The organism is Proteus sp. Marseille-Q3619 (genome assembly GCF_965283115.1).
This window is the reverse complement of sequence record NZ_CBDIMP010000001.1, coordinates 947,859-971,636: the sequence shown is the minus strand read 5'-3', so window position 1 is coordinate 971,636 and position 23,778 is coordinate 947,859. Positions and strand designations below refer to the sequence as shown.

Annotated in this window: 20 protein-coding genes and 1 pseudogene; 9 read left to right on the top strand and 12 right to left on the bottom strand. The window is 33.3% G+C overall.

Annotated elements, in window-relative coordinates:
* The first annotated feature begins 154 nt into the window (after window positions 1-154).
* A complete protein-coding gene (locus tag ACWPWK_RS04580; RefSeq protein WP_406588764.1) occupies window positions 155-736 on the top strand; it encodes a DUF1287 domain-containing protein in 582 nt (193 codons plus the stop codon).
* A 475-nt stretch (window positions 737-1,211) separates the two neighbouring features.
* Here ACWPWK_RS04580 and ACWPWK_RS04575 read toward each other — a convergent pair whose 3' ends face one another.
* Both ACWPWK_RS04575 and ACWPWK_RS04570 read right to left on the bottom strand, forming a co-directional pair.
* Complete coding sequence (locus tag ACWPWK_RS04575; protein WP_109371014.1) at window positions 1,212-1,595, bottom strand: YkgJ family cysteine cluster protein; 384 nt, start codon at window positions 1,593-1,595, stop codon at window positions 1,212-1,214.
* A gap of 406 nt (window positions 1,596-2,001) precedes the next feature.
* Window positions 2,002-2,346 (bottom strand): DMT family protein, encoded by a 345-nt coding sequence (locus ACWPWK_RS04570; protein WP_075670926.1) that lies wholly within the window; start codon window positions 2,344-2,346, stop codon window positions 2,002-2,004.
* A 397-nt stretch (window positions 2,347-2,743) separates the two neighbouring features.
* On the opposite strand from ACWPWK_RS04570, the gene umoC reads away from it, so the two are divergent.
* Window positions 2,744-3,148 (top strand): lysozyme inhibitor LprI family protein, encoded by a 405-nt coding sequence (umoC, locus tag ACWPWK_RS04565; protein WP_109371012.1) that lies wholly within the window; start codon window positions 2,744-2,746, stop codon window positions 3,146-3,148.
* Window positions 3,149-3,271: 123 nt separating this feature from the next.
* On the opposite strand, the gene ACWPWK_RS04560 is transcribed toward umoC, so the two are convergent.
* The 5 genes from ACWPWK_RS04560 to ACWPWK_RS04540 all read right to left on the bottom strand — a co-directional run bounded on the left by ACWPWK_RS04560 (window position 3,272) and on the right by ACWPWK_RS04540 (window position 9,965).
* Window positions 3,272-3,976, bottom strand: coding sequence for a LutC/YkgG family protein (locus ACWPWK_RS04560; RefSeq protein WP_109371010.1), 705 nt, complete (start codon window positions 3,974-3,976; stop codon window positions 3,272-3,274).
* Window position 3,977: 1 nt separating this feature from the next.
* A complete protein-coding gene (locus ACWPWK_RS04555) occupies window positions 3,978-5,399 on the bottom strand; it encodes a LutB/LldF family L-lactate oxidation iron-sulfur protein (RefSeq protein WP_075670932.1) in 1,422 nt (473 codons plus the stop codon).
* Between the two features lie 12 nt (window positions 5,400-5,411).
* Entirely contained in the window at window positions 5,412-6,131 is a 720-nt protein-coding gene (locus tag ACWPWK_RS04550; RefSeq protein WP_099659343.1) for a (Fe-S)-binding protein, read from the bottom strand.
* A 119-nt stretch (window positions 6,132-6,250) separates the two neighbouring features.
* Window positions 6,251-7,777, bottom strand: coding sequence for an L-lactate permease (locus tag ACWPWK_RS04545; protein WP_109371008.1), 1,527 nt, complete (start codon window positions 7,775-7,777; stop codon window positions 6,251-6,253).
* 1,759 nt (window positions 7,778-9,536) lie between these two features.
* Complete coding sequence (locus ACWPWK_RS04540) at window positions 9,537-9,965, bottom strand: MFS transporter (RefSeq protein WP_109371007.1); 429 nt, start codon at window positions 9,963-9,965, stop codon at window positions 9,537-9,539.
* Between the two features lie 114 nt (window positions 9,966-10,079).
* On the opposite strand from ACWPWK_RS04540, the gene ACWPWK_RS04535 reads away from it, so the two are divergent.
* The 3 genes from ACWPWK_RS04535 to ACWPWK_RS04525 all read left to right on the top strand — a co-directional run bounded on the left by ACWPWK_RS04535 (window position 10,080) and on the right by ACWPWK_RS04525 (window position 12,451).
* Window positions 10,080-10,370 carry a putative quinol monooxygenase gene (locus ACWPWK_RS04535; protein ID WP_109371006.1) on the top strand — a complete coding sequence of 97 codons (291 nt, stop codon included), beginning with the start codon at window positions 10,080-10,082 and terminating at the stop codon, window positions 10,368-10,370.
* Window positions 10,371-10,615: 245 nt separating this feature from the next.
* The gene (yafC, locus tag ACWPWK_RS04530) at window positions 10,616-11,515 is read left to right on the top strand and encodes a DNA-binding transcriptional regulator YafC (protein WP_109371005.1); all 900 of its coding nucleotides are present in this window, start codon (window positions 10,616-10,618) and stop codon (window positions 11,513-11,515) included.
* 357 nt (window positions 11,516-11,872) lie between these two features.
* On the top strand, window positions 11,873-12,451 hold the full coding sequence (locus ACWPWK_RS04525; RefSeq protein ID WP_109371004.1) for an NAD(P)H-dependent oxidoreductase: 579 nt from the start codon (window positions 11,873-11,875) through the stop codon (window positions 12,449-12,451).
* Window positions 12,452-12,560: 109 nt separating this feature from the next.
* Here the strand turns inward: ACWPWK_RS04525 and ACWPWK_RS04520 are convergent, their stop codons facing one another.
* Window positions 12,561-14,111: a methyl-accepting chemotaxis protein gene (locus ACWPWK_RS04520; RefSeq protein ID WP_109371003.1), complete on the bottom strand. Its 1,551-nt coding sequence runs from the start codon at window positions 14,109-14,111 to the stop codon at window positions 12,561-12,563.
* Window positions 14,112-14,616: 505 nt separating this feature from the next.
* Here ACWPWK_RS04520 and ACWPWK_RS04515 point away from each other — a divergent pair.
* The 4 genes and pseudogenes from ACWPWK_RS04515 (at window position 14,617) to ACWPWK_RS04500 (ending at window position 19,425) form a co-directional block, all read left to right on the top strand.
* On the top strand, window positions 14,617-15,198 hold the full coding sequence (locus ACWPWK_RS04515) for a histidine phosphatase family protein (protein ID WP_109371002.1): 582 nt from the start codon (window positions 14,617-14,619) through the stop codon (window positions 15,196-15,198).
* A gap of 67 nt (window positions 15,199-15,265) precedes the next feature.
* Window positions 15,266-16,153, top strand: a complete 888-nt coding sequence (locus ACWPWK_RS04510; RefSeq protein WP_109371001.1) for a PhzF family phenazine biosynthesis protein — start codon at window positions 15,266-15,268, stop codon at window positions 16,151-16,153.
* Between the two features lie 769 nt (window positions 16,154-16,922).
* Window positions 16,923-17,012 (top strand): annotated as a pseudogene (locus tag ACWPWK_RS04505) (hypothetical protein); the annotation flags it as partial.
* A 256-nt stretch (window positions 17,013-17,268) separates the two neighbouring features.
* Window positions 17,269-19,425, top strand: a complete 2,157-nt coding sequence (locus ACWPWK_RS04500; RefSeq protein WP_454208402.1) for a TonB-dependent hemoglobin/transferrin/lactoferrin family receptor — start codon at window positions 17,269-17,271, stop codon at window positions 19,423-19,425.
* Between the two features lie 113 nt (window positions 19,426-19,538).
* On the opposite strand, the gene ACWPWK_RS04495 is transcribed toward ACWPWK_RS04500, so the two are convergent.
* The 4 genes from ACWPWK_RS04495 to hprR form a co-directional block, all read right to left on the bottom strand.
* Window positions 19,539-20,150, bottom strand: coding sequence for a protein-methionine-sulfoxide reductase heme-binding subunit MsrQ (locus ACWPWK_RS04495; RefSeq protein ID WP_109370999.1), 612 nt, complete (start codon window positions 20,148-20,150; stop codon window positions 19,539-19,541).
* Window positions 20,150-21,160: a protein-methionine-sulfoxide reductase catalytic subunit MsrP gene (gene msrP, locus ACWPWK_RS04490; RefSeq protein ID WP_109370998.1), complete on the bottom strand. Its 1,011-nt coding sequence runs from the start codon at window positions 21,158-21,160 to the stop codon at window positions 20,150-20,152. Before msrP ends, ACWPWK_RS04495 begins: the two co-directional genes overlap by 1 nt.
* Before the next feature lie 108 nt (window positions 21,161-21,268).
* Window positions 21,269-22,627 carry a heavy metal sensor histidine kinase gene (locus tag ACWPWK_RS04485; protein WP_109370997.1) on the bottom strand — a complete coding sequence of 453 codons (1,359 nt, stop codon included), beginning with the start codon at window positions 22,625-22,627 and terminating at the stop codon, window positions 21,269-21,271.
* On the bottom strand, window positions 22,602-23,294 hold the full coding sequence (hprR, locus tag ACWPWK_RS04480; protein WP_099074890.1) for a response regulator transcription factor HprR: 693 nt from the start codon (window positions 23,292-23,294) through the stop codon (window positions 22,602-22,604). Before hprR ends, ACWPWK_RS04485 begins: the two co-directional genes overlap by 26 nt.
* Window positions 23,295-23,778: the final 484 nt, after the last annotated feature.

Below are 23,778 nucleotides of genomic sequence, written 5' to 3'. Positions count from 1 at the left end.
GCTCGGTTTTTTTATCTCTACTCTAAAAGCGAATCTAAAAACGAATTAAGACTTCCCTGATATTTTTATGCTGTGCTTTATCAGTATAAACAGATAACGTTATTTCTTTCTTAAATAATGGATTTAACTTTTTCATGGAGAACATACAGTGAAAATAATGGGAATTACTGTTTTACTCTTACTCATTACTCCCTTTTCAAGTGCACAAGCGCTAACTTCAGAACAAAATAAAAAGCTGGTGGAGTATGCGGCTGACTTACCAAGAGCCGTATTTTACGACTCTGATTATCGTAAAATAGACTACCCAATGGGGGACGTGCCTGCTTATAAAGGAGTCTGTAGTGATGTGATTATTCGTAGTTATCGTGGGATTGATATCGATTTACAAAAATTATTACATGAAGATATTAAAGCAAATTTTTCCGCTTACCCAAGTAAACGAATGTGGGGATTGAATAAACCCGATACGAATATTGATCACCGTAGAGTTCCCAATTTAGAGGTCTTTTTCACACGAAAAGGAAAAGTAAAACCAATTACAAAAAATGCCGAAGATTATGTGCCAGGCGATATTGTTAGCTGGCGTTTAGATAATGGGCGCCCTCATATTGGCATTGTAGTAAATAAGAAAAGCGGGGATAACCAACGTTATCTAGTTATGCATAATATTGGGTTTGGACAAGTCGCTGAGGATGTCTTATTTTCATGGAAAATAACGGGGCATTTCACTTACTAAATAGATAAACAAGGAAAATTTGGGTATCTGATTTTTTATAAAAAATAGAATAAAAATAATAACAGGAAAAATAAATCTAGAATTTAAACGACAAGTAAAATAATGCCCATACTGATTTTATATAAAGTATGGGCATTATTTCTGGGGAAGAATATTTTCATCAGAAATATTCATAATCATTCCTCTAAGCCACCGAGTAACATACTAACAACAGCAGTAGAACAGATAAAAGAAAGGAAAAGGATAAAAAAAGAGCTACTGATCATAATACCCTCCAAATATATCGCTATTTTTAAATAAAAAACCTCACTAAACACACGTTATTAATTCATTACCTTATATACTAGGTTATTTAAAAATAAAGTCAAACTAACGTATTATTTAATAATGATTTTTTGCGCTGTTATTTTATTTTTTATAAAAAGCGTGTTGGGTATTACTCAATGATCAGGAGGGGCTTAACCCCTCTGATGTCTTACGCGCTGTGCGGTAAGGTGATATGAGTTAATGGAGGTAAACCATAAGCCGCTCTCGCACGATCACAAGCTTCATTAGGAATGCCATTTACCCAAGATTGTTGAAACTCACGACAAGGAGAAGGACGTTGTTCGTAGATAGAACAGCTTACACACTCTCCAACTTCACCAATCAGTTTGTCACAGCGTGGTTTTTTAGAATTTGTTCCTTTCATGCAAGAGAGAAAAGGCGTTAATGGTTCTGTTAATTCATCTGGAACCACACCTCCACCACTTACCATTTCAGCCCAATAGAACGAAACTCTAAAATAGGCGCAACAAGCACCACAATGCATACAGGGATTATCCTGCATATAAATAAAATCGTTAGAATGTTTGCTCATACCAGATACCATTTTATCTGACGTTAAAGTGACAAAACGCACGTTTTAAGGGTGCGGTAGTTTAAGAGAGGCAAAAAAAAGACAGAGAAACGATGCTTCTCTTAGAGCAATCATTATGCGCCGAATGAAAAATATTTTTCAAGAGAAATGTTTCTATATATATATATTTTTATTACAAAACAGACTATTATTTTGGAAAAAAATTCTGAGTAGACTATATAACTTAATGGTAAGTGATGATGTTATTTAATCCTCCGTAAAAACCACACTATAAAGAGTATTAAAAGTAATCAGAAAATGAGATTTCGAATAAAAAAAGCCTTATCAGTTTTGATAAGGCGATAACAAAATAAGCGTAGATAACATGCTGTAAAAATGAGCTAATGATATCTACTAATCGATTTTTCTAAAAAGGGCCTTTAAAAATAAATAAAGCACCTGCACCAATTAAAAGAAAACCAATAAAATGATTTAATGTAAAATTTTCTCCCAAGTAAGTGACAGAAAAAATAGCGAAAATAGTTAATGTGATCACTTCTTGTATGGTTTTTAATTCTGCTGCACTGTAATAATTATGACCAATGCGATTTGCGGGTACAGCAAAGCAGTATTCAACAAATGCAATCAACCAGCTTAAAATAATGACAACAATAAGGGGTTTATTGCCATATTTTAGATGTCCATACCAAGCAAATGTCATAAAAACGTTGGAAATTATAAGAAGAATAATAGGGGTAAATTTGTAGAACATATTAGTGATACCACGGGTCGTTTTTAGGCAAAAATTGCCAATAAGAATAGTATGAGATTACTGCAAAAAAAGAGGGTTTTCTATTGCTATGCTAAGAAAAAAATAGTGAAAACTAAAATGGCAGACTTTTTTCGGTATAAGAAAGTTTGTTATTTTATCAATTAAATGCAAAGTTAAAGTAGGAAATGGCTATTTTTAAAATTATTGGTTGAATTTCAATCTATTGATATTGTGTTAAATAATATTTTCTTATTATTAATCGATTGAAATTTAAATTTATCAAGTAAGATGCGATATGTCCTAAAATGAAGCTATTCGCACTAATAGATATGATATTAGTTATTTTATACATTATGTTAAACATAAATTTTATTATAAATATCTATAAGGAATTCGCGTGAAGATAAGTTTATTTCTGATCTCTTGTAGTTTACTTACAGTGAGCTTTTTTTCTTCAGCACAAGGTAAATACGATCCTTTAGCGAAATGTTATGAAGTGACCGCAAACGAGCCAAGAACCGCTGTGCAAGCTTGTTTATTGGATGAGTTAAAACTGACAGAACAGCAAATGAATGTCATTTATGATAAAAGTAAGAGTGATCTTGAAGATATTGATTCTGTTGCAGCGAAAAGTGCCATTGATGCATTAGCCAGTTCTCAGCAGCATTTTATTCAATTTAGAAGCGCTGAATGTCAACGACAATCAGCATTATTAATGGGCGGTTCTGGGGCAGGGGATGTTTTACTCGCATGTGAAATAAAATTAAATCAATGGAGAGCAAAAGTTTTATTAAATAATTAATTGGTAAATAATAGAGAAAAACCCAAAAGCCATTAACTTATCTTTTGGGTTTGATTTAGGCGTCGATGATCGACTCTGACTGTTAGCTATTTTGTTATCGTTTTAACGTTATTTTATCTTGAATTAGCAATCTTCAATAATAAGATAAGCTGCATGAACAGGGCCATGAACCCCCCATACTTTAATCAATTCAATGTCAGCAGTAGAACTTGCACCACCAATTAAATTGATACAAGACGGCATTCTCACACCTTCTTGAGCCATCTTATGTAAACGCTCAGCAATTTGAGCTACACGAGGCAAAATATCGCTTTTACGTAGGATCACAATTGAGGTTTCAGGTAATAAACTCACGGCACGTCCTTTCTCTGGAGACGAAAATAAAACAATTCCACCAGATTCCGTTAATCCCGCTTCAGCAAAAACAATTCCGATTTGAGAGCGTTCAGCATGAACAATATTTTCACGCCCAAGTGTAGGGTTCCAAATATAAGTTTCGTATTTTTCGCTAACCGCTTTTGTGATGCCAAGTGCATCTAAACGCTCATCACCACTTATTACCACTGAGCCTTTACAATCATAACTTTCACATAGCTCAATTAGGCTATTAATAACTTCATCTGGTTTGCTAACAACACATTTCACCATTTGAGTCTGTGCAAAGTCCGTAAACTCTTTGCACAGTTCATCTTGAGTTAAATTAGTTAAGCGTGTTTTCGCTAAATCATTCACTGGTGTAGGCTGCGGCTGTGGCTTATGCGCAATAGGACGTCCTAATTTTTCAGCAATAGTTTGCAGAAATTCATTACGATTTTGTTCGTTTAACATATTATTTTTTTCCTTCTGCTTTATGGCGTTTAAACCAACTACGGAAGCTATAACCATCTGGTTTAGGGAGATCTCGCGATTCCATCCAATCATTAAGAACACTGATTTTGATTGGTGTAGAACCATTTTTGATCATTAATCCCGCCATTTTTGCACCGACATTCATACCCACTTTCCAAAGGGCAGGGTGTGAATTGAGGTAGTTAAACATACCTGTAACTCGACGTTCTGCTTTTGGTGTAAGGCCTGTTTCTGCCATCACACGGCGATGTTTTAAAATCAGTTGTGCTAAAGGAATTTTGACTGGACAAACTACATTACAAGCGTTACATAGCGAACATGCATAAGGGAGATCGTGGAAATCTTTATAACCCCCTAATAATGGTGAAATTACCGCACCAATTGGACCAGGATAAATTGATCCATAAGCATGACCACCAATATTACGATAAGCAGGGCATGTATTTAGGCAAGCACCACAACGAATACAACGTAAAATATCTTTAAATTGTGAGCCTAAAATTTCAGAACGACCATTATCGACAATCACTAAATGGAACTCTTCAGGGCCATCAACATTACCTGCTTCGCGTGGGCCCGTCACCCAAGTGTTATAACTGGTTAAACGTGAGCCAACGGCACTACGACATAACATGGTTATCAACGGATCAACTTCTTCAAAGGTAGGAGCCACACGTTCCATACCCATAACCGCTATATGGGTTTTAGGTAATGTTGTGGTCATTCTTGCATTACCTTCATTGGTGACTAAACAGACAGTACCTGTTTCAGCCACGGCAAAGTTACAGCCAGTGACACCAATATCAGCAGAAAGGAAATCTTGTCTTATACGTTGTCTAATGAAAAGCGTCATATCTTCGGGCGTTTCGCTGCCTTCATAATTGAGTTTTTCATTTAAGACTTTGCGAATTTGATAACGATCTTTGTGGATCGCTGGAACCACGATATGAGACGGTGGATCATTATCTAATTGAAGAATATATTCACCAAGGTCAGTTTCGATGATCTCAATGCCTTCATTTTGTAAGGCTTTATTCATTCCAATTTCTTCGGTGACCATTGATTTAGATTTTACAATCTTCTTCGCATTTTTCTTTTTGGCAACTTCACAAATATAACGAGAGGCATCTTCTGCTGTTTTAGCAAAATAAACATGGCCTCCGTTTTCAGTCACTTTTTCGGATAATTGATAGAGATAAGCATCTAAGTTTTCAAGAACATGGTTACGGATTTGTTCAGCGCGATCACGCCACTCTTCCCAATTACCTAGCTCCTTCACCATGATTTGACGGTTAGCCCCAATGCGTTCTTGCGCCATAACAACCGCATTACGCATGATTGTGTCTTTCATTTCATGTTCTAGACGAGGTCTGAAATCTATATCACTGGTTTTGATAGACATAAGCAGGCTCCCTTATTGGCTCATTAAAACTTGTGCAATATGCAACACTTTTACAGGACGTTTTTCACGACTTAAACGACCTTGAATGTTGATTAAGCAGCTTGTATCGGCACCAATGACATAATCAGGACTCACATCCATAATATGTTTGACTTTCTCAGTCACCATTTCGCCTGAAATTTCAGACATCTTCACGGAGAAAGTTCCCCCAAAGCCACAGCAGGTTTCTGAGTTTGCAAAAGGTAACATTTCAAGACCTTCAACATGTTTTAACAGCGTTAAAGGCTCACTTACGACACCTAATTTTCTGGTTAAACTGCAAGATGGGTGATAAACCGCTTTACCTGGCAGACGAGCCCCAACATCGACAACACCAAGGGTGTTAACAATAAAGCTGGTTAAATCAATAAGGCGATCGGCAACACCTTGTGCCCGTAATGCCCATTGTGGTTCATCAGCAAGATAAGTTGGATAACCTTTAATGGCGTAAGTACAGGAGCCTGCGGGTGAAATAATGGGATAGTCGTTCACTTCCAACGTTTCAATTAACGATTTCATGGCGGGTTTTGCGTTATTTACATAACCGCTATTAAGCGCAGGCTGACCACAGCAACCTTGGCGTTCTTGAAATAAGACTTCGCAGCCTAATTTTTCAAGTAACAAGACGGTGTCTCGGGCTGAATCTGCTTTCAGCACATCACCAAGACAGGTCGCATAAAAATTAACTTTCATTAATCGAACTCCAAAACATCGCTCAGATGTTATTATTTTTACTAAAGATAAAATTCTTTTATTGCTTCGTTATAAGAGGAGAAGTGAATGAAATAAACACGCTCACTTCTCCTTATTAATTAGTTCATTAGATGATAAATAATACCGATCTTCGCCCCAAGAATAACGATGTAGGCGATACAGTATTTTAAGGTTTCACGCATAATGGCACTGCTTTGGCCATCCATTTTTGTCGCTGAAACAGCAATGGCGATGCTTTGAGGTGAAATCATTTTACCGCCCGTTGCACCAGAGGTATTGGCAGCGGCCAGAATGAATGGGTCAATATTAAGTTTAGCTGCTGCACTGGTTTGTAACTTACCAAACAGTACGTTAGAGTTGGTGTCACTACCTGTTACGAACGTTCCTAACGCACCGATCACTGGGGCAATAAAGATAAATCCTGCGCCTGTGAAATCGACTAAGGTTTCAGCGATACTGCCAATCATGCCACTGAAATCCATGACAGTTGCCATCGCTACGATTGCTGTGATGGCAATAATAGAGTTTTTCAGTTGGATAGTCGTTTTAACCAGAACAGAGATAAGTGTTGAAACACTTGCACCTTGAATGGTTCCCCCCACAAAGCTGGCGAGAATAATTAATACCCCCGGTGTACTTAACCAAGCAATGGTTTGATATTCCGTTTGTGTTTCACTTAATACAAATGGGATCTTTGTGGAAATCGCACTCGCCATACTTTGGAGCGTAGGGAATAAAGGTGAACACGCTAAAATAAAGATAAAAGTAAACAGATAAATAGAACTTGCTACTAACAACTCTTTGCCAGTATGTTTTTTGACATTTTTTTGTTTATCACCACTATTTTTCATGCGTTTAGCAAGGAAAATAACCACAATTAAGCTGACTAAGCTACCTGCAAACGCTGGTAATTCAGCACCTAAATTAGCTGCAACGATATATTGAGGGATCAGTGTACTGATACCACACATTAAGGTAATAAATCCGACACCTTTAATCGCTTTAATTCCGCCACCAGCAATGGCAACGATGACAAAAGGCAATACGATATTAAATAATCCCAACTGAATAATAATCGTTTTACTCAGTACTAATACATCAAGCCCAGTATTTTGCGCCAAAATTGAAACTGGAATACCGACTGCACCAAAAGCAGTAGGAACTGTATTGGCAACTAAAGAGGCAACTGCTGCTTTAAAAGGATCAAATCCAAGTGCAATTAAAATGCCGATAGGAATGGCAACCGCAGTACCATAACCCGCAACAGCTTCAAGAAAGCCACCAAAACACCATGAGATAAGCAGAACTTGCACTCGCTTATCATCACTTATGCCAGCCAGTACATCTTTAAGGACATCCATGCCACCTGTTTTTAGCATTAAGTTATAGCTATAAATAGCAGCAAGAATAACGATGATGATTGGCCACAATCCTTTAACTGCACCATAAAGGACAGAGACTGAAGCAAATTGAATGGTGTTGTTCCAATGGAAAATAGCAAGTGCAACAGTTATCACTAAAGATACAAGTACGGCATGGTGAACGGCTGATTTCATTTTTAAAATCATAAAAATCAAAACCGCTAAAGGCACAATGCCTAATAAGAATGATAGATAGTCTGACATGATTATTTTTATCCTTAAGTTTGCAATTGTTATCGTTTATAACTGCGTTGGCAAACCTATAAGTTGGTCATTATATAATTGTGTAGGGTACTAGGTTTTATTAATGCTCTACTTTGCTGAAACGATAAATCATAAATAAAAAAAGATAGTTACTAACCTAAACAATGAAAGATATCATCACTTAGGAAATTGTCAGGTTAGATTAGTTGGCTATTGTAGGGAATATTTATTGATATGTAATAGAATAAAATCAATTGTGTGACAAATATAAAAAAATTCCTTTTTTCTCATTATTTGCTTGTTAATTGTCGTGTTTTTTGACGCCCATCAATGTAATTGTATTGCTAATGTTGTTGCAAAATTTGTTTTTGATGAAAAAAAGAACGATATTGATGGTTTTAGCTATGTAATAAAAAGATAAATTGAAGTCTAAAATGCCATTTTTAGGGTAAAAAAAGACCATCAATCCCCAAAATAAATATTAATTAAATTAATGAATTGCTTTTTTGCTTATTTTATTAACAATAAACTAAAAATTTTTTATTTCGATATTTTATTGTTATAAATTTTATTGTCTTAATAATTTAAATTATCGTTTTTTTATTTTTATAACACTCTCTTTCATTATCAATGATATTTTATTTTGTATTTTTAATATTTTATTTTGTTTTTTTATATCTTGTTTTAATGTTTATTGTTTTCTTTCTTTTGTTTTTTTATTTCTTGCCTATTCTTTACGTGTTTTTTATTTATTAAAATATATTTATTTTTTTATTTCTAATTTATATCTATTTTTATCTAGTGTGAAAATAAATTATTATCATTGATTTGTTTTTATTTATCCTTAATATAATAATTTTAATTATACAAAGTTAATATTATTATATTAACTGTTTAAATGGACTTTAATATGATTCTCTCATCAATGATTAACTTCTTTTTGTATCCAGAGTCGCACAATTACTCGCTTTCAAACTAGATTTAATTGTAATACAAATCAGTGGGATAATGAATTTATGATAAGCAAAGTAAATAATAAATGAGAATGGTTCTTCCTAACGTTTCTCAATTAAAGATATGATTGACGTGATCTTGATCGTATTGATAAAAGTAAAAAGTCTATTTTTCTTATTCTTTATAAATGAGAAAGTACGAAATAAATTCTATTTGATAATAGGAAAATATTTATTTAAGGGGATTTCTTACCTTTTTAAAAGTGTTTAAGTTGACTGTTATAGAACAAAGATAAGATATGAAATATTTTTGAAGTAATAGTCTCATTTTTAGGTGAAATATTAATTTCATCTAGATAATTGTCATACAAATATTCAAGGTAAAAAAGGTGATTGAAAAGTGAGTTTACAGATAATTATTTTCGATTCAGCTACGTAATAATCTCTAACGGAATATTTTCTTTAGTGTGTAAATGTGTTGCTGCCTGTTTTAGCTCTATAAGCTTATCTCACAATAAGTGACATTATCCTGAGATTATTATGGGAGTATTAATAGTGAAAAGATTATTTTCATCATTAAATAGCGCTGTTTTGATAACGGAAATCAGCGATTATGTTAGCGATGTTTTAGGATTTAACATTTGACGCCATCCATAAACGTTGAAATAAGTTGGCAAAAACAAACAGTTTGTCTGATATTGGTAAAATTGTTTACATTTTATTGTCGACGTTGTTACACATGAAAAAAAAGAACCAAAGTGTGAACTAGGTTCATTTTTTAGTGAGTATGAATAGGGCGTTAAAGACTAAGCCAAGCTTCTTTGTGGTTCTCTTTTCACTTTATATTGAGCAAAAACCAGTAATAAACCAATGATCCCAACTAAGGCCGCACTTAAAGGGACAATGTTGCAACTGTATTTTAAAGCAACTCCGCCAATAACGGCTCCAATAGCGTTGCCTAAATTAAATGCACCGATATTTACTGATGAAACTAAACCCGGTGCATCATGGGCTATCTGCATTGTTTTTATTTGCAGTGGTGGAACAAGGGCGAAGCTCGCCACACTCCAAATAAAAAGAGTGATAATCGTTAAGAACAAATGATTTGAAACTAAGGGTAAAAGGATCATTGATAAAATCAGTAATATAAAAAACATCACTAATGTTCTATCAATTCCTTTTGCCGATAACTTACCCCCTAAGAAATTACCTACGGTAAATCCTAATCCAATCACAACAAGTAGCTATTTTTGCCTAAATGTAAATAATGAAATAAAGAATTATGCTAGAGTAATTTCAGGTTGTTATTTATTTGTCATTTACACTTATGTTGGAATATAGGATTTCATATGAATAATGTCAGATTAATTGCCACGATTGTGGCAAAAGAAAATCATGAAAATGAAGTGTTATCTGCTTGCAAAGCAATGATAAAACCAAGCCATAAAGATGAAGGATGTATCCAGTATGAACTTCATAAGGATACCACTCAACCAAGAACCTTTATTTTCTTTGAAATATGGGAAAACCAGAGCGCTATCGATAAACACAATGAAACGGCACATATGAAAGCGTTTGTTGAAAACCTAAAAGATAAAATTGAATTATTAGATATCAAATTTGTTGAAAAATTAGCCTAATTTTATTTACCCTCCGTTAATGTATCTTATTATTTTAAATAAAAATTTTATGTTTAAACCATGATTTAAGCAGATGTACATTATGTATATCTGCTTATTTTTTAAGTAGTCACGCTTATTTATACCATTCACACTATTTACAATAACTCACTATTCTCCCTTGACTATTAACTTAATTGCAATAATAAAAAATGTCCGTATCCTTAAATCCCAATATACTACCTGATAGCACTGGGACTTATTGTATGAAAGCAACGTCAGAAGAAGCGAGAGTATTCGTTGAAGTTGTGGAACATAAAAGCTTTACAAAAGCAGCTGATAAACTGAATCTGGCTAACTCAGCCGTTAGCCGAACAGTGAAGAAATTAGAAGATAAATTAGGTGTTAATTTACTGAATAGAACGACCCGCCAAATTGATCTTACCGTAGAAGGTGAACTTTATTTTCAGCGAATGAAAGTTATTTTGCAGGAAATGCAAGCCGCTGAAAATGAGTTATATGGCACACAAAATTCACCTAAAGGTTTACTGCGTATCGATGCGGCTACCCCTGTTGTATTACATATGTTGATCCCTTTTATTTCTATTTTTCGCCAACAATACCCTGATATTATTTTGTCATTAGTCTCATCAGAAACTTTTGTGAATTTAATTGAGCGTAAAGTGGATGTGGCCATACGAGTTGGCCATTTAACAGACTCAAGTTTACGTGCTCGCCCTTTATTTAATAGCTATCGTAAAATTATTGCTTCACCAAAATATATAGAGCGAAAAGGAATTCCGACAACAGCGCAAGCATTGAGCGAACATACTTGTTTAACATTTACTGAGCCTGTTTCATTAAATACATGGCCTTTAGAAATCGAAAAAAATGCATTAATTACGGTAACAGAAGGGATATCTTCAAACAGTGGCGAAACATTAAGGCAATTATGCGTGAGTGGTGAAGGGATTGCTTGTTTATCTGATTTTATGGTGAATAAAGATATTCAAGAAGGCAAACTAGTTGAGCTATTTAGCGATAAATTACAATCTATACCATTACCTTTTCATGCTGTTTATTATAGTGATCGCGTGGTGAGCCAACGTATCCGCGTTTTTATTGATAGTTTAACTCAATATTTATCTGACACATTAAAGCTGTAACTTTTAGCACACTAATGTCCTTAATTTCTTACAGTTTATCTTAGTGTGATAGTAAGACGATCCTATCAGATTAGAAGATATTCTTATTAATGTTATAACAGCCAACGGTTTAAAAAAATAGCCTGAGCAACAATAGACTTTTGCCTAAAAAGCAATAATCTCTATTATTAATATACCTAATCGTAGAAGTGGTTTATTTCAGTTTTTTATTCTTAATTATCTTTGTTAATTTTTAATGATAAGAAAATAATCCTGAATTTTAATTTTTTATAGATTTTGGTGTTGTGTGCGAATTTTTTTATTTCCTGTTAAATTAACTCTATTAAACGTATCGCAAGAGAAAATTTAGGAGTTGGCATGAATATTTTATTGATTAATGGTGGTCAAAACTTCGGTCATTCTGCTGGTCAATTAAACCGTACACTACATGATGTTGCTGCTGAGCATTTAGTTACATTAGGTCATAGCGTTAAAGAAACTCAAATAGAAGATGGCTATGATATTGACGACGAAATCGAGAAATTTCTATGGGCAGACACCATTATTTATCAAATGCCTGGCTGGTGGATGATGATGCCGTGGAAAGTAAAAAAATATATGGATGATGTGTATACATTTGGTCATGGCAAGTTATATGAGAACGATGGGCGTACGCGTCGTGATCCTAAAAAGCAATACGGTACAGGGGGGCTGTTACAAGGTAAGAAATACATGATCTCTGTAACGTGGAATGCGCCTGTTGAAGCCTTTAATGAATTTGGTAATTTTTTTGATGGCAGAGGTGTTGATGGTGTTTATTTCGCTTTCCACAAGTCACAACAATTTTTAGGATTATCTCAATTACCGACTTTTATGGTCAATGATGTTATTAAAGAGCCAACGGTTGATAATGATATTGCTGAATATAAAGCACATTTAACTCACGTCTTTGGTTGAGTTTATTTATTCGTATAGCCGTTTGGAACATACATAAAACACGTTTAAAGGTCACTATGATAGAAGACTAGTGACCTTTATTTTTTCAATAAACTTATTCAACTAAATATTAGATACTTTTAATCTGAAAGTAATTCACTAATTTATTCAGATTAAGTGCTTGTTCATTAAGTGAACTTGCAGCAGCTACCGATTCCTCAACTAATCCCGCATTCTGTTGAGTTGTTGAATCAAGCTGACTTATAGCGTTATTGATTTGCGATATACCATCACTTTGTTCATTACTTGCCTGTCCAATTTCACGCAATAGCGCACTGATCTCTTCGACATCAGCGATCATTTTTTGGATTTGTGAACCGGCTTGTTCAACTAATTCCATTCCTTCTTGTGTTTGAGTTGATGAATTATCGATAAGAGTGCGTATATCATTAGCGGAGTCTGCACTTTTTTGTGCCAGTAGTCTGACTTCACCAGCAACAACCGCAAAACCTTTACCATGTTCGCCCGCTCTAGCGGCTTCAACAGCGGCATTTAGTGCAAGAATATTAGTTTGGAATGCAATGGCATTAATTAAGTTAATAATATCTGTCATTTGAGATGATGAGCTATTAATGGTTCTCATTTTTTCAGTTATCTGAAGCATCATTTCGCCATTATGATGTACGGCGATTTCAGTTTTTTCAGCAACATTAATCGCATCATGAGTGTGATCTGCGGTGTTTTTAACAGTTGATGTCATTTGCTCCATTGAGCTTGCCGTTTCTTCTACTGATGTTGCTTGTTCTTCTGTTCTTGCTGCTAAATTTTGGCTACCAGCTGTAATTTGCTCTGCTGCCGACGAAATATTTTCAGCGCTGTTTTGTACATTTTGCACAACTTCTAATAGGTGCGTTTTCATTTCAGCAAGGGCTTGTAATAGTATTCCTGCATCATCATGATAATCAATATTCACTTCTTGTGTTAAATCACCATTGGCAATCGCTTTAGCAAAATTTATTGCCTTCTCTAATGGAAGTGTAATGCCTTTAGTAATAAACCATCCTAAAATACTGCCCACAATAATACTGACTAGGGTTAATAATACTAAAAATATTCTTTTCTCAATGAAATCACGTTCAACAGCGTTACCTGCCTCTGCCATTTTTTTGTCTTGTAATTCGATAAACTCTAATATTTTATCGCGATACTTTAACTGAATAGCGGAAGTTTTTGTGATCAGTTCATTGACTGCTGCGTGTTTGTTATTTTCATTAAATGCCTTCACCACAAAGTTTTGAGAGTTTATATATTGCTGACGGATCTCATAAACCTCAGCTAAGATTTTTTTTGATTCAGCATCGTGTGTTGTTTCGTCTAATTCTTTCAGCAATTGCGCAACTTTAGCGGTGATCTCTGCTTTTTTGCTCTCTTGCTCAGCCGCTAAACTTCCTTGCTCATCAAGCATAGTAAGTTGCTGAAATATGATAAATTCATTGAAATTATTAATCAGTAAGTTGGCTCTGACTGTGGCTGGATAGATATCATCAACGACATCATGAATATCTTTATTCGCACTATTTAAACCCATTAATGCGAAACTGGAACCCAACATAATTAGCATCACAAAAGTTGTAAATGCGATGGTTAACTTTGTACGAATTTTAAAGTTTTTAAAGAACATGCTTAACCCTGGATAAATAATAATTAATAAGTATTGGTAACTTATTTAAGAACAAACAGTATCGGTAAGCAGTGGCAGAACTTTAGTCATTAAACTAAATAAAGGGAGATAAAAAGGCTTACATTGATTTTTAACATATTATTTTTATTGTAAAAAAGAGATCTCCTCCATTTTTTTATCTAAATGTGCTGAGTATTTAAGTTTCATTTAGCTTTATAAATTTGGATGTAAAGTAATAAAAAATTAAAAAACTCTTTATTTTCTGTTAACAATTGTTTGGTCTATTTTAATTTTGTTAATTAATTTTGGGGCGTTTAGAAGGTAGAATAAAGATCAACAGAGTATAAAAATGGTTAAATATGCGCTATCAAAAACTTGCTCACCGCTGAAACACTTTTGGCTATGATAGACTGAGTGGCTTAAACTCGGTGAGTCTATGGTTAATATTAGATGTGTTTTGACTTCCCATATTTCTTATACTCAATTGACTTAAAGGTAACGCTGTATGCGCAGTGTATTGATATTTTTGAGCGTATTTATTTTAGGATTTAGTCATATGGCGTATTCCGATCAAACACTGGTTTTTATAAGACATGGTGAAAAACCTGATAATGATAGTGGGCAACTGACCTGTAAAGGGTTAAATAGAGCATTAGCCCTACCCGATGTGCTTATAAATCAATTTGGCAAACCTGATGCATTATTCGCCGCGGCACCTAAACAGAGTAAGTTAGGGAATTCATTGCGTTCACTCCAAACGATTTCACCTATCGCTATTAAAACCTCATTGCCTATTCATCTTCAATATCATGCTAAAGAGATAAAAGCATTACGTGAGGAACTGTTAAGTCAACAGTATGAAAATTCGGTTATTTTTATTGCATGGGAGCATGATAATTTAACCAAGGTTGCGCGAGATATTATGAAACAAGAGGGAGGCGATCCTAAATTAATTCCTAAATGGAAAAGTAGTGATTTTGATAGTATTTATATCTTAAAAATTATCCGAGAAGGGGATAAAAAAAGCGTCGTATTTGAACAAAGACAACAAGGGCTAGATGGCGTGTCAGAAGTTTGCCCTAATTAATGCGTATTTTATAACACTCTATTTTTATACACAGATTTAATGCTATTCGAAGCAATGCGGGAAATATATGCAAAATGAAGCTATACGCTCAGTAGAGCACGAGATCAAAGTACACCTTGTAAACTCATTTACTCGAAATAATAAAGGTGGCAATCCTGCTGGCGTGGTACTTAATCCTCCTAAATTAAGTGATGAGCAGAAAATTGCTATCGCGAAAGAAGTTGGGTTTTCTGAAACAGCTTTTGTTTATCAAGGTGAAGAGACGGATTTTAAGGTTGATTTTTTCACTCCTGAAGGTGAGGTCGATTTTTGCGGTCATGCGACATTAGCGGTATTTTTCACTTTATCTTCACTCAACTTATTGGCTTCTGGTCATTACACACAAAAAACGAAAGCAGGTATTTTAAGCGTCGCAATTGATGATGAAAATGTCGTTATGGAGCAAACACTGCCAGTTTCACGACAAGCTCCAAATATTGATGCTGTGGCTGCTGCACTGGGAATAAATAGTGAAATTATTTCAGCAACAGGCTTACCTATTGAGATATTTTCAACGGGATTACCCGATATTCTGATCCCCGTACAATTTGGGCAATTAGATACGCTAAAACCTAATTTTGAAGCAATTGCAAACTTAAGTCGTGAATTTAATACTATTGGTTTTCATGTTTTTGAGTTTAGCCAAGATAAAGAAATCACTGCTCATTGTCGTAACTTTGCGCCTTTATATGGCATCAATGAAGAGTCTGCAACAGGGAGTTCTAGTGGCGCTTTAGGCTGCTATCTTGTTAAGCATGTTTTCCCTCATCAAACACATTTTTTATTAGAGCAAGGGCGTGCAATGCAATGTTCCTCTCTTATTCACGTTATTATTGATTCAACAGAAAATACAATTAGTCGAGTCAGAGTGGGTGGAAAAGCGACAATGATAGGCACGAAGATTATTACTCTTTAGAGAAAATAAAAGATTTTTAATTTCGAAAACTTATTTAAAATTGAAATCCGATTTGATCCTAGCTATAAAATAAATCCAGTGTATCTATCCTAAAATAGGAAGAACCACTGGAAAATTATTTTTATAGTCGAGAATAAATATATAATTAATTAATTTTTATATAAAAACAATACATCCATTATTTCTTAATTTGTTTATTATTGATGGTTCTTTGGTGAAGTTGTTCCAACGTAAATCTAGTTTGGTGAGTTGTGTTAAATTAATCATACTAAATCAAACTCGTTTGGGGAAAAAATTGCCCGAGTATTACTTCCTGTGACATTAGCTTTAGATGTCGTTACATTACCTTTGCAGTACCTATTTTTCTACCATAAAGAAATATCATTGTGGGTATTTTGATATTCAAACTGAATATGAGATCACATCACCGGGCTTTAGCACTAACCAATTTGGCCGATGTGACTACGGTATATGGATAAAAAAATTTCTACAGAACGGTGGAAATTACTTTGTATTAGCAATTCAAAATCGAAAACCAAGGAACAGTATGGGTAACAGTAAAAACAGGGGCTATGGGGGTATATATTGTTGATTACCAGTTCTCTCCTTTTCGCAAGTAATGAGATTGATGGTTTCAATGATGGTGATAGAGTGTTGTTCGATAATAAGCCCGTTTATCAGACATATCTTGACGTTTGTAATAGGCTTACCAGTGATTTTCATAAAACAACATAAACAGATAGTTAAAAGTAATGGCGATATATAATGGCTACGCCATATGAGGTGGAGTGAATTAGCTGATTTAATTATTAAAGGTATGGAAGAGGCAATTGAGGTTAAGACTGCAGCTTATGATTTTGTGTTTTTTTATTCTTAAAGAATGCATTTAAATTAATATATGTAAACATAAATATAATTAATTTGTTATTAATTAGATAAAACAACTAAATTTTCAATTGTATTACAATTCCTTTTATTGAAATTGAATGATAATGATTATAATTATCATTCAATAACTTAATTAAGGAGTGTTTATTAAAAAAACGTTACTCTATCTAGTTGTTACCTCGATAGTTTTTTTTAATAATAAAGCTATATCTGAAGATGTTCTTTATGTGATTGAAAAAAAAGAAGAAAAAATTAATGAAAAAACATTAAATTCAGAACAATTGGAAAAAAATTTAATATTTAGCATGGAAGATATTGTTCGCCATCTTCCTGGTGTCGGTGTCTCATCCGAAGGACGTTTTGGTAATAATGGATATGCAATAAGAGGTGTTGATAAAGATCGTGTTGCTATACAGGTTGATGATATCCCTCAAGCAGAAACCTTCGATAATACCATTTATAAAGGTTATGGTTATTTTAATGGAAGTATGAATGATATCGAAACAGAACATTTAAAGTCTGTAATTATATCTAAGGGTGCTGATTCTATATTTTCAGGTAGTGGAGCATTAGGAGGGGCTGTAAAATACGTTACTAAAGATCCTGCTGATTTGATTAGTGAAGGTAATTGGGGATTTGTTTCTCGTAGTGTTTATACTTCTAAAAATAATGAAAAAATGCAAACGATAGGTATTGCAACTTCCCAACAAGATGTAGAAGGGATGCTCTTATATGTTTATCGTAATGGGCATGAAACTAATAATTATAAACATGAAAATGATATATTCGGTTCTGCTAGGGGAACACCAGATCCTCAAGAAAAAACGCGTCATTCTTTACTATCAAAAATTAATCTATTAGGTATTCAAAACCATAAAATAGGTGCTACTTTTGAATACAGTGAGGGTAAAACATATACAGATGAAAAATCTTGGTACTTATTTTCTTCCTATTATCGTACTGGTGATGATTTATCAAAAAGAATTAGATATACACTCTCTGATACGTGGACTCCAGAAAGATATATTGACAGTATGACGACAAGCTTTAATTGGCAAAAAATAGAACAAAAAGCATTTAGCTCTACGTTTGATGAACATTATAATGGTCATTATTATGATATTTTTGAAGAAAATAGTAGGAATATCATTCAATATGGTAGGTTTATTAATAATGAAATAGTATTAATGCCATTATCTTTATTTAATACAACGCACTCATTAGCACTACGAACTTCATATTCTACAAAAACAATTAACAATAAAAATATAGATACTAAATATCTAGGAAAGCCTAAAGTTCCTTATCAATCTAATTATAGCATCATCAGACCTGTATATACTCAAGATATTAGTATTGCTTTTGTTGATGAAATAAAAATGTTTGATGACAAATTAAATGTAGTTTTAGGCAGTAGATATGATAATGTTTCTCATCATACAGATAATGCTAAATTATCTTTAGCGAAAGATAGCGATCTCACTGATAATCATTATCAGGCTTTATCTTTGGCATTATCAACCAGTTATAACATAACACCAAATTATACTTTCCAATATAAAATTGGGCAGGGTTTTCGTATTCCAACAGCTCAAGAGCTTTATTTTGATTATGGAGGTAATGATGCTCGTAATCGCTTAGAGCCTAACCCTAATTTAAAGCAAGAAAAAGGATTAAGTAATGAAATATCATTAAGTTATAATAATGATAAATTATTTAATAAAGTAAATGTATATTATACTAAATACAATAACTTTATTGATCTTAAGCAGAGCGAAAAACAAGTTCCTAATCCGTGGTATGATCCTAATATGGGCGATAGTTATTGGAATAAGCCAACATTACCACAAAATCATCTTCAATATAGTAATGTTGCCTCAGCATACGTTTATGGTTTTGAGCTAACGAATGAAATTCGGCTTTCTAAAATATTCGGCTTAGATAATACATATATATTGCGTAATACATTTAATTATACACGCGGAAAAGATGCTTCTGGAGATTCATTACTTTCTGTACAACCTTTTAAATGGGTTTCTTCCTTATCTTATGATAATGCGGATAAAAAATATGGTGCAGGGATATTTATGACTTATTCAGCACGAAAAGAAGGTAATCAAGCAATACGGAATGGTCGTGAATGGCCATATCTTAGTGATTCTTATACTATATTTGACACAACAGCTTACTATAATGTAAATAAAAATATTGTATTACGTGCTGGGGTTTTTAATTTATTTAATAGAAAATATAGTACTTGGGATGCATTAAGAAGTCTGCCAGAATTTGGTACAACAAATCAAATAGATCGTGATCGTCTTGGTTTACAACGTTTTACTGCTCCTGGGCGTAATTTTTCTATGGATATATCATTGTATTTCTAATACTGAATTGATAGGCAACTATTTAGTTTATTACAATTTGTTAAAGCCTCTTAAATGAGGCTTTAACAAGATCATTTATATAATATTAGAATTAAATTGGTGGGTAGGTTATTTTATATATTAGTTGATTTATTTTTTTTCTGTTGCCAAAAGCGAAAAAGGTAAGTTAATCCAGTAATAATTAGATAAATAATAGGCTCTGGTGTTGGCGATTTTAATGATAAAAAATAATGAATACAGACTAATAATAAGAGTGGATAAAACAGACTATGTATTCTTTTCCATTCTTGATTAAATTTATTTTTTAACCAATCAAATGAACTTATAGCCATCAATAATAAAATTATCCAACATAAAGCGCCTATAATAAGATAAATACGGGAAAAAACTTCGCTAAAAAAGAAAGTAATATTTTCCCAACCTATTTCAAGTAGCAGATAACTTGCTAAATGTAAATTAGCCCAAAAAAAACACCATAATCCTAATAGTTTTCTTACTTGAAATAATGTGTTTAATTTTAAGTAAAAGGCAACCATAGGGATCAGAGCTAATATAATTAATAAACGTAACGTTGTAATTCCAGTAAAATGCTGAATATCTTTTGAAGGATCTGCGCTGAAATTTTGCGTATAAATTGTATAAATAAGCCAAGTGAAAGCCAATAAACCAATAAGATGGAATATGGTTTTTAATAACTTAACTTTTATTCCATATATTGGTTGCATTAAAAATTTCTCCGCAAATCTAAATCTTTATATAAATGTGCGACTTGGTCGCCATAGCCATTGAACAATAATGTTGGTTGTCTTGTAACTTGACCTAATCCACCTGTGCCTATAAAGCGTTCTGTTGCTTGTGACCAACGAGGATGGCTAACATCTGGATTAACATTTGCATAAAAACCATATTCATGCGGTGCTGAAAGATTCCACGTTGTTGGTGGGATTGACTCAGTTAAACGAATTTTGACAATGGATTTGATCCCCTTAAATCCATATTTCCACGGAACAACAAGGCGAATAGGTGCACCATTTTGGTTTGGCAAGGATTTTCCATATACCCCTGTCGCCAATAATGTGAGTGGATTCATCGCTTCATCGAGTCTTAATCCCTCGATATACGGGTATTGCAAACCGCCGCCAATGAAGCGACTATCTTGTCCGCGCATCTCCTGTGGTGCATAACGCGTTTCAAAGGCAACATATTTTGCACGACTATTGGGTTCAACTAAAGAAAGTAAGCTCGCTAATGGAAAACCGACCCAGGGAATGACCATCGACCATGCTTCAACACAACGCATACGATAGATACGTTCTTCTAATTGAAATTTATGATTAATATCGTCTAAGTTTAAAGTAAGTGGGCGATTAACTTCACCATCAATAGTTAATGTCCATTCTTCTGTTTTCATTGTGTGTGCATACTTAGCAGGATCGGATTTATTAAGGCCAAATTCATAGAAATTGTTATATCCGATTACCTTATCTTCATGAGTTAATTGTAATGAAGATTGATATTCTTCAGGTTGAATAAATTGTAATTCTTTACGGGATGATTTTGGTGTTGTTGGTTTGTTATCTTCAGTAAGCCATGAAAATAAATCGGCTTTTACAGTGGATGAAACCGCTATTCCAGCAGCGCCGATGCCTAATAATTTTAGTAAATTACGTCGTTTCATCATAAAAACAGATTCAGGTGTAATTTCTGATAGGTTGTTTTTCCTGTTTTTTTTCATGATGTTACCTCTACATAATTAAGAAGATATTTGATTGATAAATTAATTATGCAGAGATGTTTTATAAAAAAGCTGACAAAAAGATGACAATTTTGTCATATCGCGTAATTAGCATGGAAAGGTTAAAATAAATACATTATGTTTTCCAATACGCTCGTAACTGACTTTACCCTCATGTAATGTCATAATCGCTTGTACAATTGATAAGCCTAAGCCATTTCCATCTGTTGTTCTTGCATTATCACCACGCCAAAAACGAGTAAATATTTGTTCATGTTGATTCAATTCATCACCAATATTACTGATACAAATCAGTAACTGATTTTTTTCTTTTTTACATTGAGTGACGACTTGTGTATTAGCGGGAGAATATTTAATTGCATTTGATATGAGGTTCATTAATATGCGAGTAAAAAGTAAGTGATCTGCACTAACTGTTAATGTTGTAGGCTCTTTTAATAAGGTAATCTGTTTTTCTTCTGCATAAAATGAAAATAGGTTATAAATTTCATCAATTAGATCCGATAAATCCAAGCTTTCTCTATTTAAAATGATATTTTTATTTTCAGCACGAGCGATAAATAAAATATTTTCAATTATTTTTGCAAGTTTATCCAATTCTTCAATATTGCTAATAATAATTGATTCATATTCTTCTACGCTACGAGAGCGTTGTAACATAATTTCATTTTGAACTTTTATAGCGTTAATGGGGGTTCTGAGCTCATGAGCCAAGTCATCGGCTAATTGAGTTAGCTTTACAAAATCATTTTTTAACCTTTTTCTCATTATATTTAATGAGTCACCTAAACTTTTCAGTTCATTGGGAAGTTGTGAGATATTTATGGTTTGGCTAAGAGTATGTATGTCTGTTTTAGCCGTAATTTGGCTAAGAAAACGGATATCTCTCAATCCATGTTTAATTAACCAAAAACTTAATATTCCCATAAATAAAATAGAAGCTAATGAGATAATCAATATTTTACTTAAATATTCGCTTAGCATACTGATGCGCACAAAGGATGCTTTGGCGATCACTACATTTAATACGCCTATTGGTGATTCTATTGTAAAGTTAATAGCCGAAACAGGAACACCTGATTCTGTTTCCCAGGAGGTAATCATGTTTAAATCTATATTCTTTGTATCAGTGGTTTTTAGATGATCTGCAAATAAAATATCTGAATTAGTATCAACTAAAATTTTATTATTAGCATCCGTAATATAAATAATATCTTGTTGCATATCCATCATACGTTGAAAATAGATAGGTAATGTTTTGATATCAATTCCACTATTAATTAACTTTACTAATTGGTCTGCACGATTTACAAGTAAGTTATTATCACGAGATATTAATTCATTTTTAAGCGATTGATAAAGCGTTAAAGACATAAAACCTGCATTTGCAATCATCAATATGATAAATAAAAAGATAATTTTAAATCTCAGTGATTTTGTTTTCATTATTGACTCCATTTAACCTATATCCCATTCCTCTAACCGTTTCGATTAATTTGATTTCAAATCCATCATCAATTTTTTTTCGTAAACGACGGATAGCAACATCTACAATATTAGTATCACTATCAAAGTTAATTCCCCAAATCTCGCTTGCAATTAATGTCCTTGGTAATATTTCATTAATATGTAAAGCAAAAAAAAGTAATAAAGAATATTCTTGGCGAGTCATTGGGATCTGTATATTATTACGCTCCACTTCATGACGAGATAAATTGATTTTTAAGTCAGCAATTTCAATAATTGTTGAAATATTTTTTTGAACTCTTAATTGATTTTTGACCCTTGCCAATAATTCTGAAAATGAGAAAGGTTTTACTAAATAATCGTTTGCACCTAATTCTAATCCTTTAACTCGGTCATCTATAGCATCCCTTGCTGTTAAACAAATCACAGGGACTGACTTTGATGTGCGTAATATTTTTAAAATATTCCAACCGTTCATTCCGGGAAGCATGATATCAAGAATAATCAATTTGTAATCATTTTCTAATGCTAAATAGAGGCCATCACGACCATCATTCGTAATATCAATAGTATATCCAGCTTCTTCTAGCCCTTTTTTAACCCAATTGGCTGTTTTTTCGTGATCTTCAATTAAGAGTATTTTCATTATGATCCTCTTAAACTCTTTAGAATAGGTATTTTGTATTATTTTAAACCAGTCATATATAGGATTAATAGAGCTAATTAAATATGATAGTTTTTACTAAAAATGACCTTGTAATAATAGATTTTAGAGACTCATAACATTGTTATTAAATAGCTTTTATGTAAAAGAGTAAGTAACTAATTTTATTCCAGAAATTTTTTATGACAGTAGATTCACTCGTTTTTGTATTTTCATTCTTAAGAAAAAATTGTAAAACTTATATGTATGCGGCTAGGGTTTAGCAATAATTTATGATGAATATGCTATAAAAGTTGAAGAGGAAGAATGTATTTGCTTGGTCATTGAAACTAAAAAAGCCCACCGAAGTGAGCTTTTCTAAACTTTAAAATGCACGTGCATTGGGCGTGCACTTTAAAGTCTTTTTATTGTCAGTGTGTAGTCTTGTCGATTTCGCTAACTTCTTGTTTTTGAAGCCGTTGTCCTA